Source organism: Eleftheria terrae (genome assembly GCF_030419005.1).
Lineage (GTDB): Bacteria > Pseudomonadota > Gammaproteobacteria > Burkholderiales > Burkholderiaceae_C > Caldimonas > Caldimonas terrae.
The window spans coordinates 640,447-666,274 of record NZ_CP106952.1 but is presented as its reverse complement, the minus strand read 5'-3'; the positions used below and the strand labels follow the sequence as shown (position 1 = coordinate 666,274).

The 25,828-nt window shown below is 70.1% G+C and carries 10 protein-coding genes and 1 pseudogene; 4 read left to right on the top strand and 7 right to left on the bottom strand.

Going from position 1 to position 25,828, the window contains the following annotated elements; genetic code table 11:
- Positions 1 to 125: 125 nt before the first annotated feature.
- Both N7L95_RS29770 and N7L95_RS26820 read right to left on the bottom strand, forming a co-directional pair.
- A pseudogene (locus N7L95_RS29770) lies at positions 126 to 173 on the bottom strand (hypothetical protein); the annotation flags it as partial.
- 50 nt (positions 174 to 223) lie between these two features.
- Positions 224 to 14,914 carry a non-ribosomal peptide synthetase gene (locus tag N7L95_RS26820; RefSeq protein ID WP_301260687.1) on the bottom strand — a complete coding sequence of 4,897 codons (14,691 nt, stop codon included), beginning with the start codon at positions 14,912 to 14,914 and terminating at the stop codon, positions 224 to 226.
- Positions 14,915 to 16,067: 1,153 nt separating this feature from the next.
- Between N7L95_RS26820 and N7L95_RS26815 the strand changes: the two genes are divergently transcribed.
- Together N7L95_RS26815 and N7L95_RS26810 are read left to right on the top strand one after the other, a co-directional pair.
- Positions 16,068 to 17,693, top strand: coding sequence for an MBL fold metallo-hydrolase (locus tag N7L95_RS26815; protein ID WP_301260686.1), 1,626 nt, complete (start codon positions 16,068 to 16,070; stop codon positions 17,691 to 17,693).
- Between the two features lie 61 nt (positions 17,694 to 17,754).
- Complete coding sequence (locus N7L95_RS26810) at positions 17,755 to 18,843, top strand: PEP-CTERM sorting domain-containing protein (RefSeq protein WP_301260685.1); 1,089 nt, start codon at positions 17,755 to 17,757, stop codon at positions 18,841 to 18,843.
- Between the two features lie 81 nt (positions 18,844 to 18,924).
- On the opposite strand, the gene N7L95_RS26805 is transcribed toward N7L95_RS26810, so the two are convergent.
- Together N7L95_RS26805 and N7L95_RS26800 are read right to left on the bottom strand one after the other, a co-directional pair.
- Positions 18,925 to 19,206 (bottom strand): LysR substrate-binding domain-containing protein, encoded by a 282-nt coding sequence (locus tag N7L95_RS26805; RefSeq protein WP_301260684.1) that lies wholly within the window; start codon positions 19,204 to 19,206, stop codon positions 18,925 to 18,927.
- Positions 19,203 to 19,835 carry a LysR family transcriptional regulator gene (locus N7L95_RS26800; RefSeq protein ID WP_301260683.1) on the bottom strand — a complete coding sequence of 211 codons (633 nt, stop codon included), beginning with the start codon at positions 19,833 to 19,835 and terminating at the stop codon, positions 19,203 to 19,205. The genes N7L95_RS26805 and N7L95_RS26800 overlap by 4 nt, the downstream gene beginning before the upstream one ends.
- Before the next feature lie 189 nt (positions 19,836 to 20,024).
- Here N7L95_RS26800 and N7L95_RS26795 point away from each other — a divergent pair, with 189 nt between their 5' ends.
- The gene (locus N7L95_RS26795; RefSeq protein WP_301260682.1) at positions 20,025 to 20,570 is read left to right on the top strand and encodes an ester cyclase; all 546 of its coding nucleotides are present in this window, start codon (positions 20,025 to 20,027) and stop codon (positions 20,568 to 20,570) included.
- A gap of 51 nt (positions 20,571 to 20,621) precedes the next feature.
- On the opposite strand, the gene N7L95_RS26790 is transcribed toward N7L95_RS26795, so the two are convergent.
- A complete protein-coding gene (locus N7L95_RS26790; RefSeq protein WP_301260681.1) occupies positions 20,622 to 21,953 on the bottom strand; it encodes a M48 family metalloprotease in 1,332 nt (443 codons plus the stop codon).
- A 93-nt stretch (positions 21,954 to 22,046) separates the two neighbouring features.
- Complete coding sequence (locus N7L95_RS26785) at positions 22,047 to 22,775, bottom strand: hypothetical protein (RefSeq protein WP_301260680.1); 729 nt, start codon at positions 22,773 to 22,775, stop codon at positions 22,047 to 22,049.
- Between the two features lie 371 nt (positions 22,776 to 23,146).
- On the opposite strand from N7L95_RS26785, the gene N7L95_RS26780 reads away from it, so the two are divergent.
- Positions 23,147 to 25,375, top strand: coding sequence for an IgaA/UmoB family intracellular growth attenuator (locus N7L95_RS26780; RefSeq protein WP_301260679.1), 2,229 nt, complete (start codon positions 23,147 to 23,149; stop codon positions 25,373 to 25,375).
- A gap of 92 nt (positions 25,376 to 25,467) precedes the next feature.
- Here the strand turns inward: N7L95_RS26780 and cspE are convergent, their stop codons facing one another.
- Entirely contained in the window at positions 25,468 to 25,677 is a 210-nt protein-coding gene (gene cspE / locus N7L95_RS26775) for a transcription antiterminator/RNA stability regulator CspE (protein WP_301260678.1), read from the bottom strand.
- Between the last annotated feature and the right edge of the window lie 151 nt (positions 25,678 to 25,828).

Sequence of the window (25,828 nt, the reverse complement as noted above, 5' to 3'; positions counted from 1 at the left end):
GTGCCGGGCGGAATGCCCGCACCGGACGGCGCCGGTTCGTTGCCGGACGGCAGCGCGTGGCCGGCCTGGATGTGGGCCAGCAGGGCCGCCTTGTGCTCGCGCAGCTGCTCCATCAATGCGGCCGGCAGGCCGCCGCGGCCCGCGCCACGCAGGCGCAGCTGGCCGTTGTCCACCGACAGCTGGATGTTCTGCTCATGCAGCTGCGCCAAGAGTGCTTCGACCGTCACAGCGTGACCTCCCAGACTTGTTCGGTTGCGGCGACGAATTGCGCCAGCGTGGGGGTGGCAAACAGCGCGCTCATGTCGGCGTGCAGGCCCTGCTCGCGCATGCGCGAGGCCACCTTGACGGCCAGCAGCGAATGGCCGCCCAGCTCGAAGAAGTTGTCATGCCGGCCCACCCGCTCCACCGACAGCAGTTCGGACCAGATCTGCGCCAGCGTGGCTTCGACTTCACCAACCGGTGCCTCGTAGGCGGTGCCGGGCCAGGCCCCCTCCCCAGGCGCCGGCAAGGCGCGCCGGTCGACCTTGCCGTTGGGCGTCAGCGGCAGCTGCTCCAGCACCACATAGGCCACCGGCACCATGTACTCGGGCAGTTGCTGCGACAGCTCGCCACGCAGCACTTCGGCCTCCAGCGCCGCGCCGGGCTGCGCTGTCACATAGGCCACCAGGCGCTTGTCGCCCGGCTGGTCTTCCCGCGCCAGCACCACCGCCTCGCGCACGCCGGCATGCTGCGCCAGCCGCGCTTCGATCTCCCCCAGCTCGATGCGGAAGCCCCGGATCTTCACCTGGTGGTCGTTGCGACCCAGGTACTCCAGCTGGCCGTCGGCCAGCCACCTTCCGAGGTCGCCCGTCTTGTACATCCGCGCTTGCGGGTCGCTTGCAAACGGGTCCTTCAGGAAGCGCTCGGCTGTCAGCTCCGGGCGGTTCAAGTAGCCACGGGCCACGCCGGCGCCGCCGATGTGGATCTCGCCCGGTACGCCTACTGGCACCGGCCGGCCTTGGGCGTCCAGCAGGTAGATCTGGGTGTTGGCGATCGGCCGGCCGATGTGCGGCACGAAGCCGTCCTCCCGCTTCATCTCCACCCAGGTCGAGTACGTCGTCGTCTCCGACGGCCCGTACAGGTTGCACACCTGCTCCACGCCCGTGCGCTCGAACAGCGCTTCCACCAGGCTGCGCTTCAGTGCTTCTCCGGCCAGGTTCACCGTCTTCACGCTCGCCGGCACCTGATCCGACTCCAGCAGCGCCTGTAGCGCCGAGGGCACCGTGTTGATCAGTGTCACCTCACCCGTGGCTTGCCCTGCCTCCAGCGCATTGCCCACCACCTCCACCGTCGTGCCCACGCTCAGCGGGGCGAAGTACTCGTACACCGCCAGGTCGAAGTTCACCGACGTCGCCCACAGCGTGTGCTTCAGCTGCTCAGCATCGAACGCCTCCGCCGCCCAGCTCAGGAAGTTCACCGCATTGCGGTGCTCGATCGCCACGCCCTTGGGCTGGCCGGTCGAGCCCGACGTGTAGATCACATACGCCAGGTGGGACGGCTGCAGGCCGACGGCCTGCCGCGACGGATTGGTCGACGGTTGATGCACCCAGCCCGCGGCATCCTGCAAATCAAGGACCGGCACTGCTGCGTCAATGCGCTCCCGCCCCAGCCCCTGCACCAGCACCACCACCGGCGCGCTGTCCTGCAGCATGTACTGCAGCCGCTCCTTCGGATACGCCGGGTCCAGCGGCACATACGCTCCACCGGCCTTGAGCACCGCCAGCAGCCCCACCGCCAGCTCCAACCCCCGCTCGCAGCAGAGGCCCACCCGCTCGTCCGGCTTCACCCCCAGCCGTCTGAGCTCATGCGCCAGCCGGTTCGCCTGCTCGTTCAGCTCGCCGTAGCTCAAGTGCCGCTCGCCGTGCACCACCGCCACCGCTGCCGGCTGCCGTGCCGCCTGCGCCTCCACCAGCTCGTGCAGGCACACGTCCTGCGGCACCGGCTGCGCGGTCTCGTTCCAGCCTCGCAGCACCAGCTGCCATTCCGCCGGCGGCATCACCTGCAAGCGATCCACCGGTTGCTGCTCGTCCTCCACCATGGCCGCCAACGTGTGTCGCACGTAGCCGGCATAGCGCTCCACCGTGGCCCGGTCGAACAAGGCAGTGGCGTAATCGATCGATCCCGCGATGCGGCCGCCTTGCTCGCCGAGGTCCAGCGACAGGTCGAACTTGGCGCGGTCGTCTTGCGGCGGCAGCACGGTCAAGGTCACCCCGCCCAGGTCCATGGGCGCCGGCGGCGTGTTCTGCCAGGTGCACGCCACCTGGAACAAGGGGCTGTGCGCCAGGCTGCGTGGCGGCTTCACCAGCTCCACCACCTGCTCGAAGGGCAGGTCCTGGTGGTGCTGCGCGTCCAGCGTTCGCGCCTTCACCCGCTGCAGCAGCTGCCCCACGCTGGGCGCTCCCGACACGTCCACCCGCAAGGCCAGCGTGTTCGCAAAGAACCCGATCAGCGGCTCCACCTCCGAGCGCTGCCGGTTCGCCACCGGCGTGCCGATCACCACCTCCGCCTGCCCCGACAAGCGCGCCAGCACCACCGCCCATGCCGTCAGCACCGTCATGAACAGCGTCGTGCCGTGCCGCTGGCTCAGCGCCTTCAGCGCCTGCGTCAGCCCCGCCTCCAGCTCCAGTGCCACTGTCGCCCCGCGGTGGTCCTGCTGCGCCGGCCTCGGCCGGTCGCTCGGCAGCTCCAGCAGCACCGGCGCTCCCGCCAGCGTGCGCTGCCAGTACGCCGTCTGCGCCTGCAGCACCTCCCCGCTCAGCCAGCACCGCTGCCACGCCGCATAGTCGGCGTACTGGATCGCCAGCTCCGCCACCACCCCTTCCTCGTCCTGCCGTCCCTCGCTGTACGCCTGGTACAGCGCCGCCAGCTCCTGCGTCAGCACCTCCAGCGACCAGCCGTCCGACACAATGTGGTGCATCGTCAGCAACAGCACCCGCTCCTGCTCGTCCAGCCGCACCAGCCGGCCCCGCAGCAGCGGGCCCCGCTTCAGGTCGAAGGCCTCGTCCGCTTCTGCCTGCTGCAGTTGCTGCAGCGCTTGCTGTCGCTGCTGCGGCGCCAAGCCTCTCAGGTCGTGCTGCTGGAGCGGCACCTGTACGTCTTGCGGCTCGGCAATGCGCTGCACCGGCACCCCGTCCACCAGCTCGAACGTCGTGCGCAAGGCCTCGTGCCGCTGCACGATGCGCTGCAAGGCCTGCTGCAGCGCCGCTTCCTGCAACGCCCCCACCAGCCGGTAGCCCAGCGGGATGTGGTACGCCCGGCTCACCCCTTCCAGCTGGCTCAGGAACCACAGCCGCTGCTGCGCGAACGACAGCGCCTGTCCGCCCGGCTGCCGCGCCACCGGCTCGATCGGCGGCAGCTCGCTGCGCGTGCCGTCCTTCACCAGCTGCGCAAACGCCGACAGCACCGGCCGCTCGAACAGCGCCGCCAGCCCCACCTCCACCCCCAGCGCCTGCCTCAGCCGCGACGCCATGCGCACCGCCAGCAGCGAGTGCCCGCCCAGCTCGAAGAAGTGGTCGTGCCGTCCCACCCGCTCCACCTTCAGCAGCTCCGCCCAGATCTGCGCCAGGCAGCTCTCCACCTCGCCCACCGGCAGCTCGTACTCCCGCAGCCCCTGCCCCGCGCCCTCCGGCGCCGGCAGCGCCTGCCGGTCCAGCTTGCCGTTGGGCGTCAGCGGCAGCGCCTCCAGCACCACATACGCCGCCGGCACCATGTACTCCGGCAGCTGCCCCAGCAGGTGCTGCCGCAGTTGCTCGGGCAGTGCCGCCAGCCGCTTGGCGCGCAGCGGGTCGTTGGCCAGGACGCCGGCTTCCTGCGATGGATCGGACAGCTGGCTCCAGTCCGGCTGCACCTTGCGTCCATCGCGCGAGACCACCGCATGCCAGGCGCCGTCGGCCCGGCTGGGGTACCAGCTGAACTCGACGCTCCAGCCCCGCTCCCGGCACCAGCTCGCCAGCTCTTCGCAGCCCAGGCCGCTCCACGCCTGCGCCTGCAGCGACTCCCGCAGCTCGCCCGCACTGGCCTCGCTCGACGCCGACCGCAGCCGCTGCAAGGCCGCCACATCGCGCTCCACCCACCGGTTGCGCACCGCGTACAACCCGGTCACCGGCTGCGCTGCCGCTTCCAGCTTCGCCAGCAGGGCTGGGCCATCCAGCTCTCGGGCATCGATCCAGTCGACCGGAGGATCTTGCACAACGGGTGCCTCGGCGGTTCCCGCCGGCCCCACCTCCACCACCACGTCGTAGCGGTACGCACTCATCTCGTTGTGGTACCCGCTCTGCTTGGGCAGCACCTGCACCTGCCGGATCCTCGGCTGCCGCTGCTTCAGCTGCACGAACCACTCCGGCTCCACCAGCAGCTCCAGCTCCCCCTTCACCTTCTGCGCCACCCGCCCCGCCAGCTGCCCCAGCGGCAGCTCCGGCGGCGCCTGGTACAGCTGCACCGACAGCTGGAACACCTCCTGCAGCCCATGGTGCCGCACGTCCCCGATGAACAGCTGCCCCCCGGCCTCGTCCAGCACCTCCACCGCCTGCTCCACCACCTCCTGCAGGTACTGCAGGCTCGGGAAGTACTGCAGCACCGAGTTCAGGATCACCGTGTCGTAGCCGCCCTGCCCCTTCACCCCCGTGAAGTCCGCCGCCTGCGCCTGCACCACCTGTGTCCTGTCCCTCAAGCGCTCGTCCGCCTGCAGCCGCCTCGACAGCTGCTGCACCGTGCGCGCCGACAGGTCCGTGCCCACGTACCGCTCGCACTGCGGCGCCACGCCGTACAGGATCATCCCGCTGCCCACGCCAATCTCCAGCACCCGCCTCGGCCTGAGTGCCTGGATCCGCCCCACCGCCCCTTGCAGCCACTCCCTCATCTGCACCTCGGGGATCGGCAGCCGCGTGTAGCTGCTGTTCCAGCCAAAGTGGTCGAACTCCGCGTCCTGTGCCTCGGGCGTCTGCTCATACGTCTGCGCCCACACCCGCGACCAGTCCGCCACCTGCTCGTGCCCCAGCCGCCTGGCTTCGTTCTCGTCGGCTTGCCATTGCGGCGTCACATACGCCACCAGCCGCTTGTCGCCCGGCTGGTCCTCGCGGGCGAGTACGACCGCCTCGCGCACCGAGCCGTGCTGCGCCAGCCGCGCCTCGATCTCCCCCAGCTCGATGCGGAAGCCCCGGATCTTCACCTGGTGGTCGTTGCGACCCAGGTACTCCAGCTGGCCGTCGGCCAGCCACCGGCCCAGGTCGCCCGTCTTGTACATCCGCGCTTGCGGGTCGCTTGCAAACGGGTCCTTCAGGAAGCGCTCGGCTGTCAGCTCCGGGCGGTTCAGGTAGCCACGGGCCACGCCAGCGCCGCCGATGTGGATCTCGCCGGGCACACCCACCGGTACTGGCCGGCCTTGCGCGTCCAGCAGGTAGATCTGCGTGTTCGCAATGGGGCGGCCAATGTGCGGCACAAAGCCGTCCTCCCGCTTCATCTCCACCCACGTCGAGTACGTCGTCGTCTCCGACGGCCCGTACAGGTTGCACACCTGCTCCACGCCCGTGCGCTCGAACAGCGCTTCCACCAGGCTGCGCTTCAGTGCTTCTCCGGCCAGGTTCACCGTCTTCACGCTCGCCGGCACCTGATCTGACTCCAGCAAGGCCTGCAGCGCCGAGGGCACCGTGTTGATCAGCGTCACCTCACCCGTGGCTTGCCCTGCCTCCAGTGCATTGCCCACCACTTCCACCGTCGTGCCCACGCTCAGCGGTGCGAAGTACTCGTACACCGCCAGGTCGAAGTTCACCGACGTCGCCCACAGCGTGTGCTCCAGCTGTTCAGCATCGAACGCCTCCGCCGCCCAGCTCAGGAAGTTCACCGCATTGCGGTGCTCGATCGCCACACCCTTGGGCTGGCCGGTCGAGCCCGACGTGTAGATCACATACGCCAGGTGGGACGGCTGCAGGCCAATTGCTGACCGGGACGGATTGGACGAGGGTTGATGCACCCAGCCCGCGGCATCCTGCAGATCGAGGACCGGCACTGCTGCGTCAATGCGCTCCCGCCCCAGCCCCTGCACCAGCACCACCACCGGCGCACTGTCCTGCAGCATGTACTGCAGCCGCTCCTTCGGATACGCCGGGTCCAGCGGCACATACGCCCCACCGGCCTTGAGCACCGCCAGCAGCCCCACCGCCAGCTCCAGCCCCCGCTCGCAGCAAAGGCCCACCCGCTCGTCCGGCTTCACCCCCAGCCGTCTGAGCTCATGCGCCAGCCGGTTCGCCTGCTCGTTCAGCTCGCCGTAGCTCAAGCGGCGTTCACCATGCACCACCGCCACCGCTGCCGGCTGCCGTGCCGCCTGCACCTCCACCAGCTCATGCAGGCACAGGTCCTCCGGCACCCGCTGCGCCGTCTGGTTCCATCCTTGCAGCACCAGCTGCCGCTCCACCTCCGGCATCACCTCCAGCTGCCCCACCGGCGTCTGCGGCGCGTCCTCCAGCGCCTCCACCAGGCTCCGCAGCGCCTGCTCCATCATCCCGCACACCCGCTGCGGGTCCACCGGCGCCTGCACCTGGGTGGTCATCAGGAAGTCATGACCCAGGTCGTCGATCGACAGGATCAGCGGGTAGTTGGTCCGCTCGTCGGTGGACAGCAGCTCAATGCCTTGCCAGGCCTTTCGCGCCTCGGCCGTGGCGGCTTCGGTTTCCACCGAGTCGTGCCGGTAGTTCAGCAAGGCGCTGAACAAGGGCACTTCCGGGTCCACCCCGCTGCATCCTTGCGCCAGCACCAGCGGCGCATGTTCATGGCGCAGCAGCTGCGCCAGCAGCGCGTGCGTCTGCCGCACCGTGTCCTGGGCCTCGCACTCGCCCAGCCGCACGCGCAGCGGCAGCGTGTTGATGAACAGGCCCAGCACCCGGTCAGCGCCTTCGCCGCCCTGCATGCGGCCAAACAGCACGGTGCCGAACACCACGTCTTGCGTGCCCGCCGCGCGGGCCAGCACCAGGGCGTAGGCCGCATGCCACAGGCTCGCGGTACTGACGCCGAGCGCCCGGGCCCGCTCCCGCAGGCGACGCCCCAGCGCACTGTCGAGCCGGCGGGTGAGCGAATGGATGTCGGTGCCGTCCCCATGCACGTTGCTCAAGCCGTAGGGCGCGGTGGGTGCCATCACGTCGCCCAGCAGGCCGCGGAAGAAGCGCTCGTGCTCCTCCCGGCTCACCCGCTGCCGCGCCTGGGCCACGAAGTTGCGGAAGGGCAGCGGCTCGGCCAGCCGGCCGGCCTGCCCCAGCAGGTGCGCCTGCACCTCCTGCTGCAGCAGCTCCAGCGCCGTGTGGTCCACCGCCAGGTGGTGCAGCAGGAGCAGCAGCACCCAGCGCTGCCGCTGGCTGTCGTGGGCAAAGGACACCCGCATCAGCGGCGCCTGGCGGATGTCGATGCGGTGGCGCCAATGCTGCAGGTCGAAACGGGCACGCAGCTGCTCGGTGGCATCGCCCTCGGCCGGATCGAGCTGGACCTCTTCCACCAGCAGCCGTGCCTGCCGCCACACCACCTGCACCGGCTCCCGCAGGCCCTCCCAACGGATGGCGGTGCGCAGAATGTCGTGCCGGTCGATCACCGCCTGCAAGGCTTCCAGGTAGCGCGCCACCCGGGCACGGCTGTCAAAGGCGTACACCGCATGCACCAGGTAAGGGTCACCGTCGGCCACCATGAGGTGGTGGAAGAGCATGCCCTCCTGCAGCGGCGCCAGCGGATAGATGTCCTGCACATTGGCCGCGCCGCCCGGCACGGCCGCCACGATGGACTCGATGTCGGCCTCGCTCAGGGTGAGCAGCGTCAGCATCTCGGGTGTGATGCGCTCGGCCCCGGCAGGAATCCGGTTCGGCGGCACCGCCACCAGCTCGCTGTGGCTGTCGACCGCCGCAGCCAGCGCCGCCAGGCTGGCAGCGCCGAACAGGGTGCTCACCTTGGCATGCAGCCCGGCCTGGCGCATGCGCTCGATGAGCGTCACCGCCAGCAGCGAGTGGCCGCCCAGCTCGAAGAAGTTGTCCTGCCGCCCGACCCGCTCCACCTTCAGCAGCTCGCACCACAGCCGCGCCAGCGTCGCTTCCACCTCGCCCTGCGGTGCCTCGTAGCGTCGGCTCGCATACGCTCCCGCCTCCGGCACCGGCAGCGCCTGGCGGTCGAGCTTGCCGTTGATGGTCAGCGGCAGCTGCTGCAGCACCACATACGCCGCCGGCACCATGTACTCCGGCAGCTGCTGCGACAGGTGGCTTCTCAGCGCCTCCGCCTCGGGCACCGCTTCGCCAGCGGGAATCACATAGGCCACCAGCCGCTTGGCACCCGGCTCGTCCTGGCGCACCAGCACCACCGCCTCCCGGACCCCGGGATGCTGCACCAGCCGCGCCTCGATCTCGCCCAGCTCGATGCGGAAGCCCCGGATCTTCACCTGGTGGTCATTGCGGCCCACGAACTCCAGCACCCCGTCCGCCCGCCAGCGCCCCAGGTCGCCGCTCTTGTACATCCTCGCCCCGGGCCGCGACGAGAACGGGTCCCGCACGAAGCGCTCGGCCGTCAGCTCCGGCTGGTTCAGGTAGCCCAGCGTCACCCCGTCGCCGCCGATGCAGATCTCCCCGGTCGCCCCCACCGGCACCGGCTCGCCCTGCCCATCCAGCAGGTAGATGCTCGTGTTCGCGATCGGCCGACCAATCGGCACGCCGCGCGCCTGCGCATCCAGCTCCCGGATCTCCCAGGTCGTCGCAAACACCGTCGTCTCGGTCGGCCCGTAGCCGTTGACCAGGTGCTGCGGCGGACTGTCCCTCAGCACCTGCGCCACCACCCGCGCATCCAGCGCATCGCCGCCCACCAGCAGGTAGCGCAGCCGCCGGAACACCTCGCCCAGCGCCTGCGCGTACTGGTTGAACAGCCCCACCGTCAGCCACAGCACGTTCACCTCCTGCTGCAGCAACCGTCGCTTGAACGCCTCCGGATCCAGCACCTCGCGCTGCTCGATGGCCACCACGCACGCCCCGTTCAGCAGCGGCACCCACAGCTCCAGCGTGTTCGCGTCCCAGGCCGGGTTGGAGATGTAGCCAAACCGGTCGCCTTCGCCCAGCTCCGCCCAGCCGTTGTTCAGCGCCACCCGCGCAATCGCGCGGTGCGGCACCATCACGCCCTTGGGCTGCCCGGTGGAGCCCGAGGTGTAGGTGATGTGCGCCACCGACTCCGCGTCCACCGCCAGACCCAGGTCCTCCTGCGGCTGCTGCGCCAGCTCCGCTGCCAGCCTGGCCAGCACCAGCTGCTGCACGCCCTCGACCTCCGGCAGCTCCAGCCCCGCCTCGCACAGCAGTAGCTGGGCCCCGCAGTCCTGCACGATGTAGCGCTGGCGCGCCTGCGGCGCATGCCGGTCCAGCGTCACGAAGGCCGCCCCGGCCTTGAGCACCGCCAGCTGGGCCACCACCATCTCGATGGAGCGCTCCAGCAGCACCGCCACCCGCGCGCCCGGCCTCACGCCGCGCTGCACCAGGCCATGCGCCAGCTGGTTCGCCTGCGCGTTGAGCTGGGCATAGCTCAGCTGCCGCTCGCCATGCACCACCGCCGGCGCGTCCGGCCGCGCCACCGCATGCGCTTCCACCAGCGAGGGCAGGCTGGCCTGTCTTGGATAGGGCGCTTCCGTGCGGTTCCAGCCTTGCAACAGCTGCTGCCGCTCGGCGTCGGGCAGCAGCGGCAGGCGGTCGACGGCCCGGCTGTCATCCGCCGCCATTTCGGCCAGCACCCGCATCAGATAGGCGACATAGCGCTGCGCGGTGCCGCGGTCGAACAAGGCCGTGGCGTACTCCAGCCCACCCATGACTCGCGCGCCGGATTCGACGAAGTTCAGCGTCATGTCGAACTTGCAGGTGCCCTCGGGTTCGGGCAGCAATTCGCTCTCGAGCCCTGCCAGGTCGAAGGCACCGGCCGGCGTGTTCTGCCAGGTGTAGGCCACCTGGAACAAGGGGCTGTGCGCCAGGCTGCGTGGCGGCTTCACCAGCTCCACCACCTGCTCGAAGGGCAGGTCCTGGTGGTGCTGCGCGTCCAGCGTGCGCGCCTTCACCCGCTGCAGCAGCTGCCCCACGCTGGGCGCCCCCGACACGTCCACCCGCAAGGCCAGCGTGTTCGCAAAGAACCCGATCAGCGGCTCCACCTCCGAGCGCTGCCGGTTCGCCACCGGCGTGCCGATCACCACCTCCGCCTGCCCCGACAAGCGCGCCAGCACCACCGCCCATGCCGTCAGCACCGTCATGAACAGCGTCGTGCCGTGCCGCTGGCTCAGCGCCTTCAGCGCCTGCGTCAGCCCCGCTTCCAGCTCCAGTGCCACTGTCGCCCCGCGGTGGTCCTGCTGCGCCGGCCTCGGCCGGTCGCTCGGCAGCTCCAGCAGCACCGGCGCTCCCGCCAGCGTGCGCTGCCAGTACGCCGTCTGCGCCTGCAGCACCTCCCCGCTCAGCCAGCACCGCTGCCACGCCGCATAGTCGGCGTACTGGATCGCCAGCTCCGCCACCACCCCTTCCTCGTCCTGCCGTCCCTCGCTGTACGCCTGGTACAGCGCCGCCAGCTCCTGCGTCAGCACCTCCAGCGACCAGCCGTCCGACACAATGTGGTGCATCGTCAGCAACAGCACCCGCTCCTGCTCGTCCAGCCGCACCAGCCGGCCCCGCAGCAGCGGGCCCCGCTTCAGGTCGAAGGCCTCGTCCGCTTCTGCCTGCTGCAGTTGCTGCAGCGCTTGCTGTCGCTGCTGCGGCGCCAAGCCTCTCAGGTCGTGCCGCTTGAGCGGCACCTGCACGTCTTGTGGCTCGGCGATGCGCTGCACCGGCACCCCGTCCACCAACTCGAAGCTCGTGCGCAAGGCCTCGTGCCGCTGCACGATGCGCTGCAAGGCCTGCTGCAGCGCCGCTTCCTGCAACGCCCCCACCAGCCGGTAGCCCAGCGGGATGTGGTACGCCCGGCTCACCCCTTCCAGCTGGCTCAGGAACCACAGCCGCTGCTGCGCGAACGACAGCGCCTGTCCGCCCGGCTGCCGCGCTACCGGCTCGATCGGCGGCAGCTCGCTGCGCGTGCCGTCCTTCACCAGCTGCGCGAACGCCGACAGCACCGGCCGCTCGAACAGCGCCGCCAGCCCCACCTCCACCCCCAGCGCCTGCCTCAGCCGCGACGCCATGCGCACCGCCAGCAGCGAGTGCCCGCCCAGCTCGAAGAAGTGGTCGTGCCGCCCCACCCGCTCCACCTTCAGCAGCTCCGCCCAGATCTGCGCCAGGCAGCTCTCCACCTCGCCCACCGGCAGCTCGTACTCCCGCAGCCCCTGCCCCGCGCCCTCCGGCGCCGGCAGCGCCTGCCGGTCCAGCTTGCCGTTGGGCGTCAGCGGCAGCGCCTCCAGCACCACATACGCCGCCGGCACCATGTACTCCGGCAGCTGCCCCAGCAGGTGCTGCCGCAGTTGCTCGGGCAGCGCCGCCAGCCGCTTGGCGCGCAGCGGGTCGTTGGCTTGGGGGTGTGATGGTTCGCGGCCATCCTGCAGCTCATGCGCCAAGGTGCTCCAGTCCGGCTGCACCTTGCGTCCATCGCGCGAGACCACCGCATGCCAGGCGCCGTCGGCCCGGCTGGGGTACCAGCTGAACTCGACGCTCCAGCCCCGCTCCCGGCACCAGCTCGCCAGCTCTTCGCAGCCCAGGCCGCTCCACACCTGCGCCTGCAGCGACTCCCGCAGCTCGCCCGCACTGGCCTCGCTGGATGCCGCGCGCAGCCGCTGCAGTGCCACCACATCCCGCTCCACCCGGCGGTTGCGCACCGCGTACAAGCCAATCACCGGCTGCGCCGCAGCTTCCAGCTTCGCCAGCAACGCTTCGGCGTCCAGCCCCTGGGCATCGATCCAGTCGATCTCCGCCGGTGCCTGGGATGGCGCCACTGCCCCCGCCGGCCCCACCTCCACCACCACGTCGTAGCGGTACGCACTCATCTCGTTGTGGTACCCGCTCTGCTTGGGCAGCACCTGCACCTGCCGGATCCTCGGCTGCCGCTGCTTCAGCTGCACGAACCACTCCGGCTCCACCAGCAGCTCCAGCTCCCCCTTCACCTTCTGCGCCACCCGCCCCGCCAGCTGCCCCAGCGGCAGCTCCGGCGGCGCCTGGTACAACTGCACCGACAGCTGGAACACCTCCTGCAGCCCATGGTGCCGCACGTCCCCGATGAACAGCTGGCCCCCGGCCTCGTCCAGCACCTCCACCGCCTGCTCCACCACCTCCTGCAGGTACTGCAGGCTCGGGAAGTACTGCAGCACCGAGTTCAGGATCACCGTGTCGTAGCCGCCCTGCCCCTTCACCCCCGTGAAGTCCGCCGCCTGTGCCTGCACCACCTGCGTCCTGTCCCTCAAGCGCTCGTCCGCCTGCAGCCGCCTCGACAGCTGCTGCACCGTGCGCGCCGACAGGTCCGTGCCCACGTACCGCTCGCACTGCGGCGCCACGCCGTACAGGATCATCCCGCTGCCCACGCCAATCTCCAGCACCCGCCTCGGCCTGAGTGCCTGGATCCGCCCCACCGCCCCTTGCAGCCACTCCCTCATCTGCACCTCGGGGATCGGCAGCCGCGTGTAGCTGCTGTTCCAGCCAAAGTGGTCGAACTCCGCGTCCTGTGCCTCGGGCGTCTGCTCATACGTCTGCGCCCACACCCGCGACCAGTCCGCCACCTGCTCGTGCCCCAGCCGCCTGGCTTCGTTCTCGTCGGCTTGCCATTGCGGCGTCACATACGCCACCAGCCGCTTGTCGCCCGGCTGGTCCTCGCGGGCGAGTACGACCGCCTCGCGCACCGAGCCGTGCTGCGCCAGCCGCGCCTCGATCTCCCCCAGCTCGATGCGGAAGCCCCGGATCTTCACCTGGTGGTCGTTGCGACCCAGGTACTCCAGCTGGCCGTCGGCCAGCCACCGGCCCAGGTCGCCCGTCTTGTACATCCGCGCTTGCGGGTCGCTTGCAAACGGGTCCTTCAGGAAGCGCTCGGCTGTCAGCTCCGGGCGGTTCAGGTAGCCACGGGCCACGCCAGCGCCGCCGATGTGGATCTCGCCCGGTACGCCTACTGGCACCGGCCGGCCTTGCGCGTCCAGCAGGTAGATCTGCGTGTTTGCAATGGGGCGGCCGATGTGTGGCACAAAGCCGTCTTCCCGCTTCATCTCCACCCAGGTCGAGTACGTCGTCGTCTCCGACGGCCCGTACAGGTTGCACACCTGCTCCACGCCCGTGCGCTCGAACAGCGCTTCCACCAGGCTGCGCTTGAGGGCTTCGCCAGCCAGGTTCACCGTCTTCACGCTCGCCGGCACCTGATCCGACTCCAGCAGCGCCTGTAGCGCCGAGGGCACCGTGTTGATCAGTGTCACCTCACCCGTGGCTTGCCCTGCCTCCAGTGCATTGCCCACCACTTCCACCGTCGTGCCCACGCTCAGCGGTGCGAAGTACTCGTACACCGCCAGGTCGAAGTTCACCGACGTCGCCCACAGCGTGTGCTTCAGCTGTTCAGTATCGAACGCCTCCGCCGCCCAGCTCAGGAAGTTCACCGCATTGCGGTGCTCGATCGCCACACCCTTGGGCTGGCCGGTCGAACCCGACGTGTAGATCACATACGCCAAGTGGGACGGCTGCAACCCGATCGCTGAGCGGGATGGATTGGTCGACGGTTGATGCACCCAGCCCGCGGCATCCTGCAGATCGAGGACCGGCACTGCTGCGTCAATGCGCTCCCGCCCCAGCCCCTGCACCAGCACCACCACCGGCGCACTGTCCTGCAGCATGTACTGCAGCCGCTCCTTCGGATACGCCGGGTCCAGCGGCACATACGCCCCACCGGCCTTGAGCACCGCCAGCAGCCCCACCGCCAGCTCCAGCCCCCGCTCGCAGCAAAGGCCCACCCGCTCGTCCGGCTTCACCCCCAGCCGTCTGAGCTCATGCGCCAGCCGGTTCGCCTGCTCGTTCAGCTCGCCGTAGCTCAAGCGGCGTTCACCATGCACCACCGCCACCGCTGCAGATTGCCGTGCCGCCTGCACCTCCACCAGCTCGTGCAGGCACAGGTCCTCCGGCACCCGCTGCGCCGTCTGGTTCCATCCTTGCAGCACCAGCTGCCGCTCCACCTCCGGCATCACCTCCAGCTGCCCCACCGGCGTCTGCGGCGCGTCCTCCAGCACCTCCACCAGGCTCCGCAGCGCCTGCTCCATCATCCCGCACACCCGCTGCGGGTCCACCGGCGCCTGCACCTGCACGTCAATCGACAGCCCATCCTCGCGGCGATACACCGCCAGCACCAGCGGGCAGTCCTCCGCCCCTGCAGGCAGCAGCGCTTGGACGGTGTCGCCCCGGACCGCTTCCATGTTCAACGGCCGGTACACCAACAGGGATGTCAACCAGGCTGCGTGCTCGCCCAGTTGGTCGAAACCAACCGCCGCCTCGCCGCACTGACGCAAGTGCCGCACCGCTTGCGACTCGGTCTGCCGCACGACATCACCGGCACCACGCGCATCCACCGCCACCTTCAACAAGCTGCAGGTGGGGAGGGCAGCCGCGTCACCACTGCCGCGCGCACAAGCGCCAAAGACCACCTCGTCGCGCAGCGACACCCGGGCCAGCACCAACGCCCAGGCCACGCCCAGCAGCCCGCGCCAGCCCTCGGTCACGGCCAGGCGCTGCAGCCGCGCTGCCAGGGCCGTGTCGACGCTGCTGCGGGCCGACGCGGCAGCTGCACGTCGCCCGGCCTGCGGCCGCAGGCCGCCGAAGGGCTCGGTGACCTCGCCCAGGCCATTGAGCAGCTCCGTTGGCCAACGGGACGCCCGCTCGTGGGCATCGACCGTCGCAGGCGACCCCATCGCCCGCACCACCGCGTGACGCTCGTGATTCTCCAGCTGCGAACTCATGGGGATCCCCTGTGCTGATCGGTGCCGCGCCGGCGGCGCGGCAGCTTTGTCATGTGGAACCGCAACACGTCCTGCCAAGGACAGCGGCGGCAAGACGGATGCGTGGAAACGGAGGGCGAGCGCCCTCCTTGAGCGGCAGGCTCACTCGACGGAAACCTGAAGCGACGAGTCAGTCCGGTGGACGATCGCCGGCGCCGCATGCGGCGCGGCGACCCTTGGTCAAGGACCTCGGTCCACCCTGGCACCCGGCGGCATCGGGTGGCTTTCCGTGCCGGCCCCGATGGCCACGATCCCAGCAGCCGAGAGGCATGTACGGGGCCGATTCATGCAGATCCATCACCACCTACCATCGACTTGCGATATCAACATGCGATCGCGAACAGGCGACTGCAAACATGCGACTGCGCGAACACCCGGTGCGGCCAACCAGCCATCCGCACTGGCTGCAGCACGACCACCGGTCCAGCCACCAGGGCGCACCGCACCTGCAGTGCATGCCCTGCAGGCGCCGCTGCACCACGAGGGCGATGGGCAACGCAGCGCACGCTGTGTTCATCGCACGGTCGCCCTGCGCCGCTTGCCTCGCGCGCCGCTGCGATGTTCGAAGAACACGAGCCACGGGCCAGCCACGCAGCCGCTCGGCAGGTGAGCAGTCGTGCGCAATTCATGGTGATGTCGAGCAGGAGGTCTGTCAATCTTCAAACAATGTCACTCACCCGCGGAACACAGCAGCGAACTACGTGTTCTCGTGGGCCCCGGTGCATTGACACGGGCCCGCGCCGAAGCGCCGCGATGGGCTCTCGCAGATCCTGGATCCCAGGCAACATCAGGCGCCGCGCCGCAAGCACCGGCTCGCATGCGGCAGCCACCGTCTCTCGCCCACCTGCCCTTTCGGTCAGCCCCGCCACGGCGCGCTACGAACACTCGTAGTGCAGGCAGCAGCCAGTCCTGAGCACAATCGCTGCTCCGGTTTTCGGGGCCCGCGTGTGTCGTGTCCACCGTGTCTGCAGCCGCTCCAGCAAGGCATCGTGACGATGCTGCCCGTCTGCAGGAGGCATGCGGTGCGAGGCACTCGATCACGGCACACCGAAGCACTCAGGCACGAGGCAGAAGCCGGCAGCACGATGACTCCGATCACAGGGCGACAAGGATCATGAGCGCACCGAAGACCCGCTTCCTCAAACCCGGCATTGCCTTCGAGCCGCTCATCTGCCGCTGGTACGCCTGGCCCTATCTGCATGCGCCCGCCACCCTCGCGCTGATGGTGCGCAACCGCATGATTCCGCTGCTGGAGTCCTTCCTCGACGACCCCGACTTCCATCGCAGCTCGGCGCGCGACCCGTCTCTGGCGGGCGGGTCCTTCATCGATTTTTCCGGTGACCCGGCACTGGCCGAGCAGCTGCTGGAACAGCTGCGCACGCAGGTGGCCCCGCAGCTCGAGTTCGCCGAAGCGGTGGTCGCCGCCAACGACCTGCTCGCCCGCGAAGGCAACGGCATGAGCCTGGAGCCGCTGTACGAACGCCTGCCGGCGCCGCTGCGCGGCCTGGTCGAGCTGGGCTACGACCTCAACCAGCATGCCTCGCTGCGCTTCATCGAGCCGCTGCTCTACGCCAGCCCGCTCTACGACCCGGGCCTGCAGTCGGTCTTCCTGCGCGACGTGGCCGATGCGCACCGGCCCTTCATCCTGGTCACGCCGCTGCTCGATCCGTCGCCCGGCGTGCTGCTGCGCGTGCCCTTCTCCGACCCCTTGCTGGACGAGCTGGCGCGGGCCCGCGTCGATGGCCTGACCGAGGCCGGGTACGACTCGCTGTGCGCCCGGCTGGAGCGGCATGCCGACCGCGCCGCCTGCATTCCCGACCTGTTCACCCGCCAGCCGCCCGAGAACCGCCACCAGCCCAGCCCGCCGGACGCCCTGCGCATCCGCTACTTCGGCCATGCCTCGCTGCTGCTCGAATGCAATGGCGTTTCGGTCATGACCGACCCGAGCATCGGCTACCCGTCGGACCATGGCATCGAGCGCTACACCTTCGCCGACCTGCCCGAGCAGATCGACTATGTGCTGCTGACCCACAACCACCAGGACCATGTGCTGTTCGAGACCCTGCTGCAACTGCGCCACCGCATCAAGACGGTGGTGGTGCCCCAGGGCAGCGGCGGCTTCCTGCAAGACCCGTCGCTGAAGCTGGTGCTGCAGCAGGCCGGCTTCCGCTCGGTGGTGGAGATGCAGGAGCTCGAGCAACTGCCCCTGCCGGGTGGCGGCATCACGGCGCTGCCCTTCCTGGGTGAGCATTGCGACCTCCACATCACCACCAAGCTCGGCTTCCAGGTGGAGATGGCAGGGCAGCGGGTGATGTGCCTGGCCGACTCGAACAACCTCGACCCGGTGCTCTACGAGCGCGTGGCCCGGCTGATCGAGAAGCCAGACCTCGTCTTCATCGGCATGGAATGCACCGGTGGGCCGATGTCCTGGCTCTATGGCGACCTGCTGCCGCGCCGCATGCGGCGCGAGCACGACCAGTCACGCCGCCTGAGCGGCTCCGACTTTCCCCGCGCGCAGGGCATCGTGGACCAGTTCCAGCCACGGGCGGTGCTGGTCTACGCGATGGGGGCCGAGCCGTGGTTCACCCACATCACCAGCATCGTCTACACCGACGAGTCGCGGCCCATCATCGAGTCCAACCGCCTGGTGGACTACTGCCGGCGAAAGGGCATGGTGGCCGAGCGGCTGTATGGCCGGCGCGAGATCACCGTGACCCGGCAAGACCTGCGGCTCGTCTGACGCTGCGCCGCGGCGCGCTCGGGGCAGCTTCCCCTCCCTCTACCGAAACGGCAAGTCGATCATGATGATGATGAAACTGCGAGCAGTCCTGTTCACGGCGGCACTGGTGTTCGGCAACGCGGCCGAGGCAGCCGGTGTCTCCTATCGCCTGACCGACCTCGGCACGCTGGGCGGCCCGGGCAGTGTGGGGCTGGCACTCAACGAGGCCGGCCAGGTGGCCGGCTGGTCGCGCACGGCCGACGGCGACCGGGCCTTCCTCTACAGCGAAGGCCGTCTCACCGCCATTCCCACCCCTGGCCGCGCGGCACAGGGACTCGGGCTGAACAACGCCGGCCAGGTGACCGGCTTCTACACCGGCGGCCCGCACGGCCCCGGCGCACGCGCCTTCCTGTACACCGACGGCAAGACGGTCGACCTGGGCAGCCTGGGCGGCACGGTCAGCGCCGGCGCGGGCGTGAACGACCGCGGGCAGGTGACCGGCGTCGCCGACATCGCCGGCAATGGCGAACAGCATGCCTTCCTCTACACCGACGGCCGCATGGTGGACCTCGGCACCCTGGGCGGCAAGGTCAGCCTGGGCACCGGCCTGAACAATGCCGGCCAGGTCATCGGCTACTCGACCAACGCCGACGAGACCCAGGCGCGCGGTTTCGTCTACAGCGAGGGCCGCATGATCGACCTGGGGTCCTTCGGCGGCAGCTACGTCGATCCGCGCAGCATCAACGAAGCGGGCGTCATCACCGGTGCGAGCAACACCGAGGGCGACACCGGCACCTATGCATTCGTCTGGCGCAACGGGCAGATGAGCAACCTCGGCAGCCTGGGCGGCAGCTTCAGCCATGGCTATGCCATCAACAATGCAGGGCTGATCGTGGGCCGCTCCAAGACGGCCGGCAATGTGGAGGACCGCGCCTTCATCTACCAGGACGACCGCATGCTCGACCTCAACAGCCTGCTGGACCCGGTGACCGGGGCCGGCTGGCTGCTCTCCGAAGGCGCGGACATCAATGACGCCGGCCAGATCACCGGCACCGGCTGGATCAACGGCGAGCACCGGGCCTTCCTGCTGACTCCCGTGCCCGAGCCGCACACGGTGGTGCTGCTGCTGGCCGGGCTGGGGCTGCTGGCCTGGCAGCGCCGGCGCCACTGAAGCCCGGCGCCGGCCGGTCCCCTCGCCTGCCCCGGGCGGCACACGCCAGTGCAGGGCCGGTGCCTGCCGTTCCCTCGCCTGTCAGGCAGGCGGCTGCGCTGCCGGCTGCGGCGGGCTGGCAAATGCCTGCACCAGCTGGTCCAGCAACAGGCGGGTGCGTGCGGGCAGGAAGCGCCGTGAGAGAAACACCGCCTGGATGGGCGCCGCCTCGCCCACCCATTGCGGCAGCACCTCCTGCAGGCGGCCGTCGGCCAGTTCGGTGGCGACGTCCCACACCGAACGCCGCACCAGCCCCAGGCCGGCCAGGGCCCAGTCATTCGCCTGTTCACCGTTGTCGGTCGAGAAGCGGCCGCGCACCCTCACCGTGGTGGCGGGGCCTGGGGATCGTGCCGCGGGCGCAGGGTCCATTCCGCCGGCATGCCACCGCTGCGATTGAGCACGATGCAGTCGTGCTGCGCCAGCTCCGCCGGCGTCGCAGGCAGCCCGCGACGCGCCAGGTAGGCCGGGGCAGCGCAGATCACCCGGCGGTTGTCGGCCAGGCGCCGTGCCACCAGGCGCGAATCCTCCGCGCCGCCAATGCGGGCGGCGCAGTCAAAGCCACCGTCGAGCAGGTCCACCACCGCATCGCTGAGCGAGAGTTGCACGGTGAGCCCCGGATGGGCCGCGGCCAGCGCAGCCAGGGCCGGCCCGATCCAGCGGCGCCCCAGCGCCACGGGCGACGACACGCGCGACAGCCCGCGGGCGGCCTGCCGGCCCTGGCCCACCGCAGCCTCGGCCTCCTCCACCTCCGCCAGGATGCGCTGGCAGCGTTCGAAATACAGGGCACCCTCCTCGGTGAGGGCCAGCCGGCGCGAGCTTCGCTGCACCAGGCGGACCCCCAGGTCACCCTCGAGACGCGAGAGCCGCTTGCTGGCCACGACCGGCGAACAGCCCAGGACCCGACCTGCTGCCGACAGGCTGCCCGCCTGCACGGCATGCACAAAAAGCTTCATGTCTGAAAGTTCTGCCATGGGAGGGATCCGCCTTCGCCATGCCGGCCGGCCAGCCAGCCAGCTTCAACGATGCGGAACAGTTGCTTCTTCGATGCGACGGATTCTCTTGCGAACCGCAAACGCCGACAGTGGGCACATTCACCGATCGCCCTCCCATTCAACGCAGACCTGTCACCGAGGACCCTTGTGATGATCCGACCGCTCCACCGTTCGCGCACCCTCCCGCTGTGGGCCGCCCTGCTGCTGGCCGCCGTGCAGACAGCCCGGGCGGCCCCCGGCGACGAGCTGCCGCAGCCGCGCGCCCGCCTCGTCGACGCTTCGCTGCAGGCACCGCAGCTGGAGCGCATGACGCTGGCCGCCCGTCGCTACTACGCCTTCTGGAACACCGGCGATCCGGCGCTCGCGCGGGCCGCCCTGGCGCCCGACTTCATCGACCGCACCCTGCCGGCCGGGCGACCGCAAGGCCTCGAAGGCGCGCTGTTCGCCTCGCGGCAGATCCGGGCGGCGGTGCCGGACCTGCGTGCCGAGGTGGAAGAGATGCTGGTGGTCGGCGACCGCGTGATCGCCCGGCTGCGCTTCAGCGGCCACTTCACCGGGGTGTTCGGCGACGGCCCGCAGGCCGGGCGCGGCCGTGGTGAGGCCATCGACTTCATCGCCACCGACATCTACCGCATAAGCGAAGACCGCATCGCCGAGAACTGGCACCTGGAAGACAGGCTCACCCTGCTGCAGTAGCTCCAGGTGCTGCCCCGCTGAGGCCGGGGCCGGCACCGGCGGCGCCGTGCTTCAGTGCCGGCGCGTGCGGTCCAGCCGGGCGAAGAAGTCGAGGTAGACCTGGCGCATCACCACCTGCTCGGCCAACATCTCCGCCAGCTGGCGCTGCTGCCCGGCATGATCACCGGCCATCTGCCTCGCCCGCGACAGGCTCTCGTCGAGCGCGATGATCGGCTGCGCAGCATAAGCGGTCCTTTCGGCCGCGGTGGTGTGGCAGGTGCCGGTGGCGGTCTGGGCTTCGTCGATGCCCCACAACGCCGCGCTCGTCACAGCCCGGGCGGCCCTGGCCCGCGAGGCCGGGTCTGGATGGCTGGTGCTGCCGGCACCAGCCAGCGAATCGAATCCGGCCAGCTCGTAGCCATGAGCAAAGAACGACAGGTGCCCACTCGGCCGGTGATGGGTGTCGAGCAGGCAGACCACCTCCCCCATCGTCAGTGTCATGCGGCCCGGCGGCGGCCCGGTCCAGCGATAGTCGTCGTCCGGTGTCACCCACCGGTTGCGGCTCAGGGCCACCAGCAGCGCCGCATAGCGATCGGCCTCCAGCTCCAGCGCCACGAGGGCTTCACCACCCTCCCTGCGCCGGTAGTGGCCGAGCGCACGGTGGCCGATCTCGTGGCCGAGGAGAAAGGCCAGGGCATCGTCGTACTCCTTGCTGGCACGCGTGCTGCGGCTCGCAGCAAACCAGTCCGCCATGCGGCTGTCCAGCGCCGCCATGGCCGCTTCCCAGCTCGGCCCATGGGCCCGGGTCGCTTCGGCCGCGGCCGCCACGGTCCCGGCGGTCGGGCTCGCCGCCATGCCGAGAAACCGGTTCCTCGCATCGATCAGCTCCTGCAGTCCCCGCCGCTGACGCGCCGCCAGGTCCTCGCCGGAGGCCGCCTCCGCTTCCTCGACGCTGGACAACAGGATGCCGCGATAAATGCCCTGCACCACCTTCACGTCGAGCGTGATGGTGCCCGCGGCATCGACGAAGGCAGTGGCGCCACCCCGGTTCTCGATGCGCACCCGCTGCTTGGCGACCGGCTGCACCTCCCGGCCCAGCGCGGTGGAGATCAGCGGGCGCTGCTCCTGCGCCGTAGCAAGCAGCTGGGCCGCCTGCCGCTCCAGGTCCTTGCGGATTTGCTGCAGCTGCGCCTCGCCCAGCTCGGGCAGCCGCGCCATGTCCTCGGGCACCCCGTCGGGATAGAACACCAGGGTGCTGAGGCCGAGGAAGCTGCGCTGCTCCTCGACCTGCCGGCCCCAGACCTGCAGGGTGGAGGCCGCCTCGGACAACAGCTGCCCATGCGTGCAGCCGGCCGCGGCCACCACCAGCGCCGCCAGGCTCAGCCAAGATGCGATTCGGGCCATGACTGCTCCCTGAGTCCTTGCCTTGAACCGGCCGGCGCCGCGTGGCGCCGGCCGTGCGTTCTACCGTGCGCGGCGACCGGGCCGGCCTGGCCGCTAGAGCCCCAGCTCGCCCTGCGCGGTGGTCCGTACCACGTTGTACTGGCTGCCGGCGACGCCCAGCGCCTTGTTGAAGACGACCTTCTCGGCCTTGAACCAGACGTTCATCGCGGAGGGGAACTTGGCATCCAGCTCCAGCACATCGCTGGCGCCTCCCCTCACTTCGCCACGGTAGCCGGCCGAGTTGAGCGCCTGCGCGTCCAGCCCGAGCTGGGCCAGCCACTCGTGGCTGACCTTGTAGGTGAGGCCTTCGGTGGCGATCGTCTCGCGGATCAGGTAGTAGACGCTGCCGTCCATCGGCTGGGCCGTCGTCGCCCAGGTCCGCAGCGCACCCTCGACGTCTTCGTCGGACGTGACGGCGCGACGTCCGCCGACCGACTGCACGGTGGCCATGCGGGTCGAGCCCAGCTTGCCCTGCGCCGAGGCGGGCAAGGCCTCGGCCTTCAGGCCGATGGTCTCGATCAGGCTGGAGAGCGACAGCTCCCGCTTGGAAGCAAAGCTGGGCAGGTATTCGACACCGCCGCCACTGGCCTTGAACACCACGGTCGTGACCAGGAAGCGCTTCTTGTCGGCGTCGATCCGGTAGATGGTGCCAGGCCCGTCGAAAGAGCGCGGGGTGGAAAAGGCTTCAAACCCTTCCCTCGGAACGGACGGCAGTTCCGGAGTGCCGCACGCCGGCAGGCCGGCGGCAAGGAGGGCAACGAAGGCATAGGCAACTGCACGCATTTCGACTTCCCCGTGAAAAAGCGGCGCCCCCGCGACATGCGGGCCGCACCAAGGCCCCCGGCAGCCCGGTCCGACCGGCCGCCGGCCCGGCGGCAGGCGCGCTGCCTGCCGTGTCTCCAGCGTAGTGCAGGCTCCCCGCCACGGCCTCCCTCCTTGTGAGGAGCCGGTGCTGCCACCGGGCCGCCGGCAGCGGTCCGCCGCTTCACCGCCATCGGCCGGCGCCCACCCATTTGAGGGATCGCCCCGGCGCAGCCACCCAGATGAGCGATGGAATCGCCGGCCCACCCCCGATAAGCTGCGCAACCGCAGCAGCCCGGGCAAGCCCGCGGCTTCGCTGGCCACAGAAAGAACCACATCGCGAGAGGGAGCCCATGCAGGGCCTGCAACTGATCCTGACGCTGGCCGTCATCGCCTATTCCATCTACAGCGGCATCAGCTACATGAGCCGCCGGCATGGAGACAAGAACGCCCTGGCCGACCTCAAGCGCCAGGGCCGGGTGCTGCGCACGCTGGACCCTTTCGAGCGCGACGCCCTGCAGCCCTTCCTCACTGATCCGCTCAAGCCGTCCCGCGTGCTGCCCCTGTTGCGCGACGACGTGCTGCAGCTCAGCGGCGAGTTCCTGCGGCACGGCATCCGCACCGGCCAGGGTGGCGAGGTGATGCACAACACGCTCGGCGGTGTCGACGTGGTGCTGCCCTACGACGCCGCCGACCACCTCGACAGCCACAACCTGGCAGAGGTGGTGCTGACAGAGAAATTCGCCATCGTCGTACGGCTGAACGACACTTTCGATCTGAAAGGCGGCCGGGAACGCGCCGCCCTGCGCCAGCGGCAGGACCAGCAATGGACCGCCGGCCGTGCCGGCGCGGTGGCCGACACGGCGCCTGACGCGGCCGCTGCCACCCCGCAGCCGGCCGCGGGCGACGATGACAACACCGAGGAGCAGGTGCGCCAGATTCTGGGCGTGCAGCTGCTCGGCCAGCGTGACGAGACCGAAGCCGAAATCCGCGCCCGCTCGGGCCCGGGGCTCGGCATCCTGGCGTCGCTGGCCTTTGTGGCCGGCTTCCTGGCCCTGGGCCTGGGCAGCAGCGCCAGCGACAGCAGCATGCTCGGCGTCTGGAGTGGCGCCGGGCTCTCGCTGCTGGCCCTGGGCGCCTGGCTGGCCAGCCGGCCGGTGGCACTGCCGGCGGCGCAGAAGGTCAACCGCGCGCGCGGCTCGCTGCTGTTGATCGCGACCGCCGGAAACGCCGCAGCAAGCCCCGTCGGCAGCCACTTTTTCCTGGGCGACAAGTACCCCATCCAGCTGCCCGCGCACTGGCGCGAGCATGTCCTGAGCAGCGGTGCCGACGAGATCGAACTCGAGATGCGCGTCAACGACTACTCGGCGGTGCGCTACCAGCATGCCCTGTCGCTGGACGAGGAGACGCGCCGCTTCCCGCAGGTATGGTGGGGCCGGCATTTCACGCTGGCGCTGGTGGGCGCGCTCTCGGCCGCGTCGCTGTGGCTGTTCAGCGAAAACCTCGCCGCCGACTTCGCACAGGCCGCAGCTGGCCTGCGCGGCGCCTCACCGCGCCATTACGACACGGCCGCCCAGCTGGCCGCCGAGGCACCCGGCTTCGGCGCACTGCTGACACTGGACGCGCAGGTGCGCTGCGATCTGGTGGCGCCGTCGGGCCCCTCGCTCGCCGCGCCCGACTGCGCGCGCCTGCGCTGGGGCGGCACGCCGGCACAGCTGCCGGCGCTCAACCTGGCGCCGCCCGTGCTGGCCCTCTACGACGGCAGCTTCATCGACGCCCGGGGCAATGCCGCGCTCGACATGCTGGCCCAGATGCAGCTGGCGCGCATGGGCATGGAGTCGCCCGGCGCGGCGGCACTGCTGTATGGCCGCATGCCATCCCTGCGCATGGTGCACAGCCTGCCTGCCCTGGTGAGCAGGATCGACGCGGCCTGCAGCGCCGCCGGACAAACACCGCCGTCCAGCTGCGACAGCCTGCGCCGCAACGTCGTGGAGCACCTGAGCCTCGAAGGCGTGGCCACCGAACCGCGGCAGTGGGCCGACCTGGTGAAGCTGCAGCAGGAGGGCCAGCTTGCCGAGGCGGTGGGCATCACCAGCGACAGCCACCTGGCGGACTGGAAGAGCGATGCCCGTGACCTCGCCAGCGAGCTGGCGCGGCGCCAGGCCGATGCCGCGCTGCAGGCGGCCCTGGCGACGCAGCGCGGTGGCGTGCGGCTGACGTTCACGCCCGGCAGCACCACCGGCATCGCCGCGACGGCCGAGGCCGCCGGCCCGGTGGAGCAATGGGCGGCCTACCGCCACAACGCGGGCACCGACGGCCTGCACCGCCTGCGCACCGGCGGCATGGTGATAGGGCAAGCCACCGACGCCAATGGCGACCTGGTGCTCACCCTCGACACCACCCGCAACGGCCAGCATCTGGGCCCGGCACTGATGCGCATCGCCGGCTTGCTGGCCGCCCTCGTCCTGGTGGCCTGGCACGGGCCGCTCTGGTGGCGCCGCCGCCGCGAGGCCGCCCGGCGCGCAGAGCAGGTGCAGCAGTACTGCCAGAGCCGCGCACGGCTGATCAAGACGCCGGACTGAGCGCTGCGCGTTTGCCCCATGAAAAAAGCCGCGACCCAGGTCGCGGCTTTTTTTCTGTGGCCGCCCCGGCCGCCGGCCGGGGCGCACGCACGTCAGGCCGTGCGGATGTTGGAGGCTTGCGGGCCCTTCTGGCCTTCGGTCACCTCGAAGCTGACGCGCTGGTTCTCGGTCAGCGTGCGAAAGCCGGTGCCCTGGATCTCGCGGAAGTGGGCGAACAGGTCCTTGCCACCGTCGTCCGGCGCGATGAAGCCGAAGCCCTTGCTTTCGTTGAACCACTTCACGGTTCCGGTTTGAGTTGTCATGTCGATTCCTTTCAAGTTGATGCGCAGCCCATGCAAACGCACTGCAGAGACGCCAGGAAGATCACCGATAGGGGATTCGACTGCAACCCGCCGGCGCCGAGCGCCGCCAAGCCACAGAGGAGGCCGATGGAAAAACCGCCTTGTGCATGCC

Excerpts from the sequence above, each read along its gene's own strand:
- N7L95_RS26820 (WP_301260687.1), bottom strand. The coding sequence starts at position 14,914 with ATGAGTTCGCAGCTGGAGAATCACGAGCGTCACGCGGTGGTGCGGGCG.
- N7L95_RS26815 (WP_301260686.1), top strand. The coding sequence starts at position 16,068 with ATGAGCGCACCGAAGACCCGCTTCCTCAAACCCGGCATTGCCTTCGAG.
- N7L95_RS26810 (WP_301260685.1), top strand. The coding sequence starts at position 17,755 with ATGATGATGATGAAACTGCGAGCAGTCCTGTTCACGGCGGCACTGGTG.
- N7L95_RS26800 (WP_301260683.1), bottom strand. The coding sequence starts at position 19,835 with ATGAAGCTTTTTGTGCATGCCGTGCAGGCGGGCAGCCTGTCGGCAGCA.
- N7L95_RS26795 (WP_301260682.1), top strand. The coding sequence starts at position 20,025 with ATGATCCGACCGCTCCACCGTTCGCGCACCCTCCCGCTGTGGGCCGCC.
- N7L95_RS26790 (WP_301260681.1), bottom strand. The coding sequence starts at position 21,953 with ATGGCCCGAATCGCATCTTGGCTGAGCCTGGCGGCGCTGGTGGTGGCC.
- N7L95_RS26785 (WP_301260680.1), bottom strand. The coding sequence starts at position 22,775 with ATGCGTGCAGTTGCCTATGCCTTCGTTGCCCTCCTTGCCGCCGGCCTG.
- N7L95_RS26780 (WP_301260679.1), top strand. The coding sequence starts at position 23,147 with ATGCAGGGCCTGCAACTGATCCTGACGCTGGCCGTCATCGCCTATTCC.
- cspE (WP_301260678.1), bottom strand. The coding sequence starts at position 25,677 with ATGACAACTCAAACCGGAACCGTGAAGTGGTTCAACGAAAGCAAGGGC.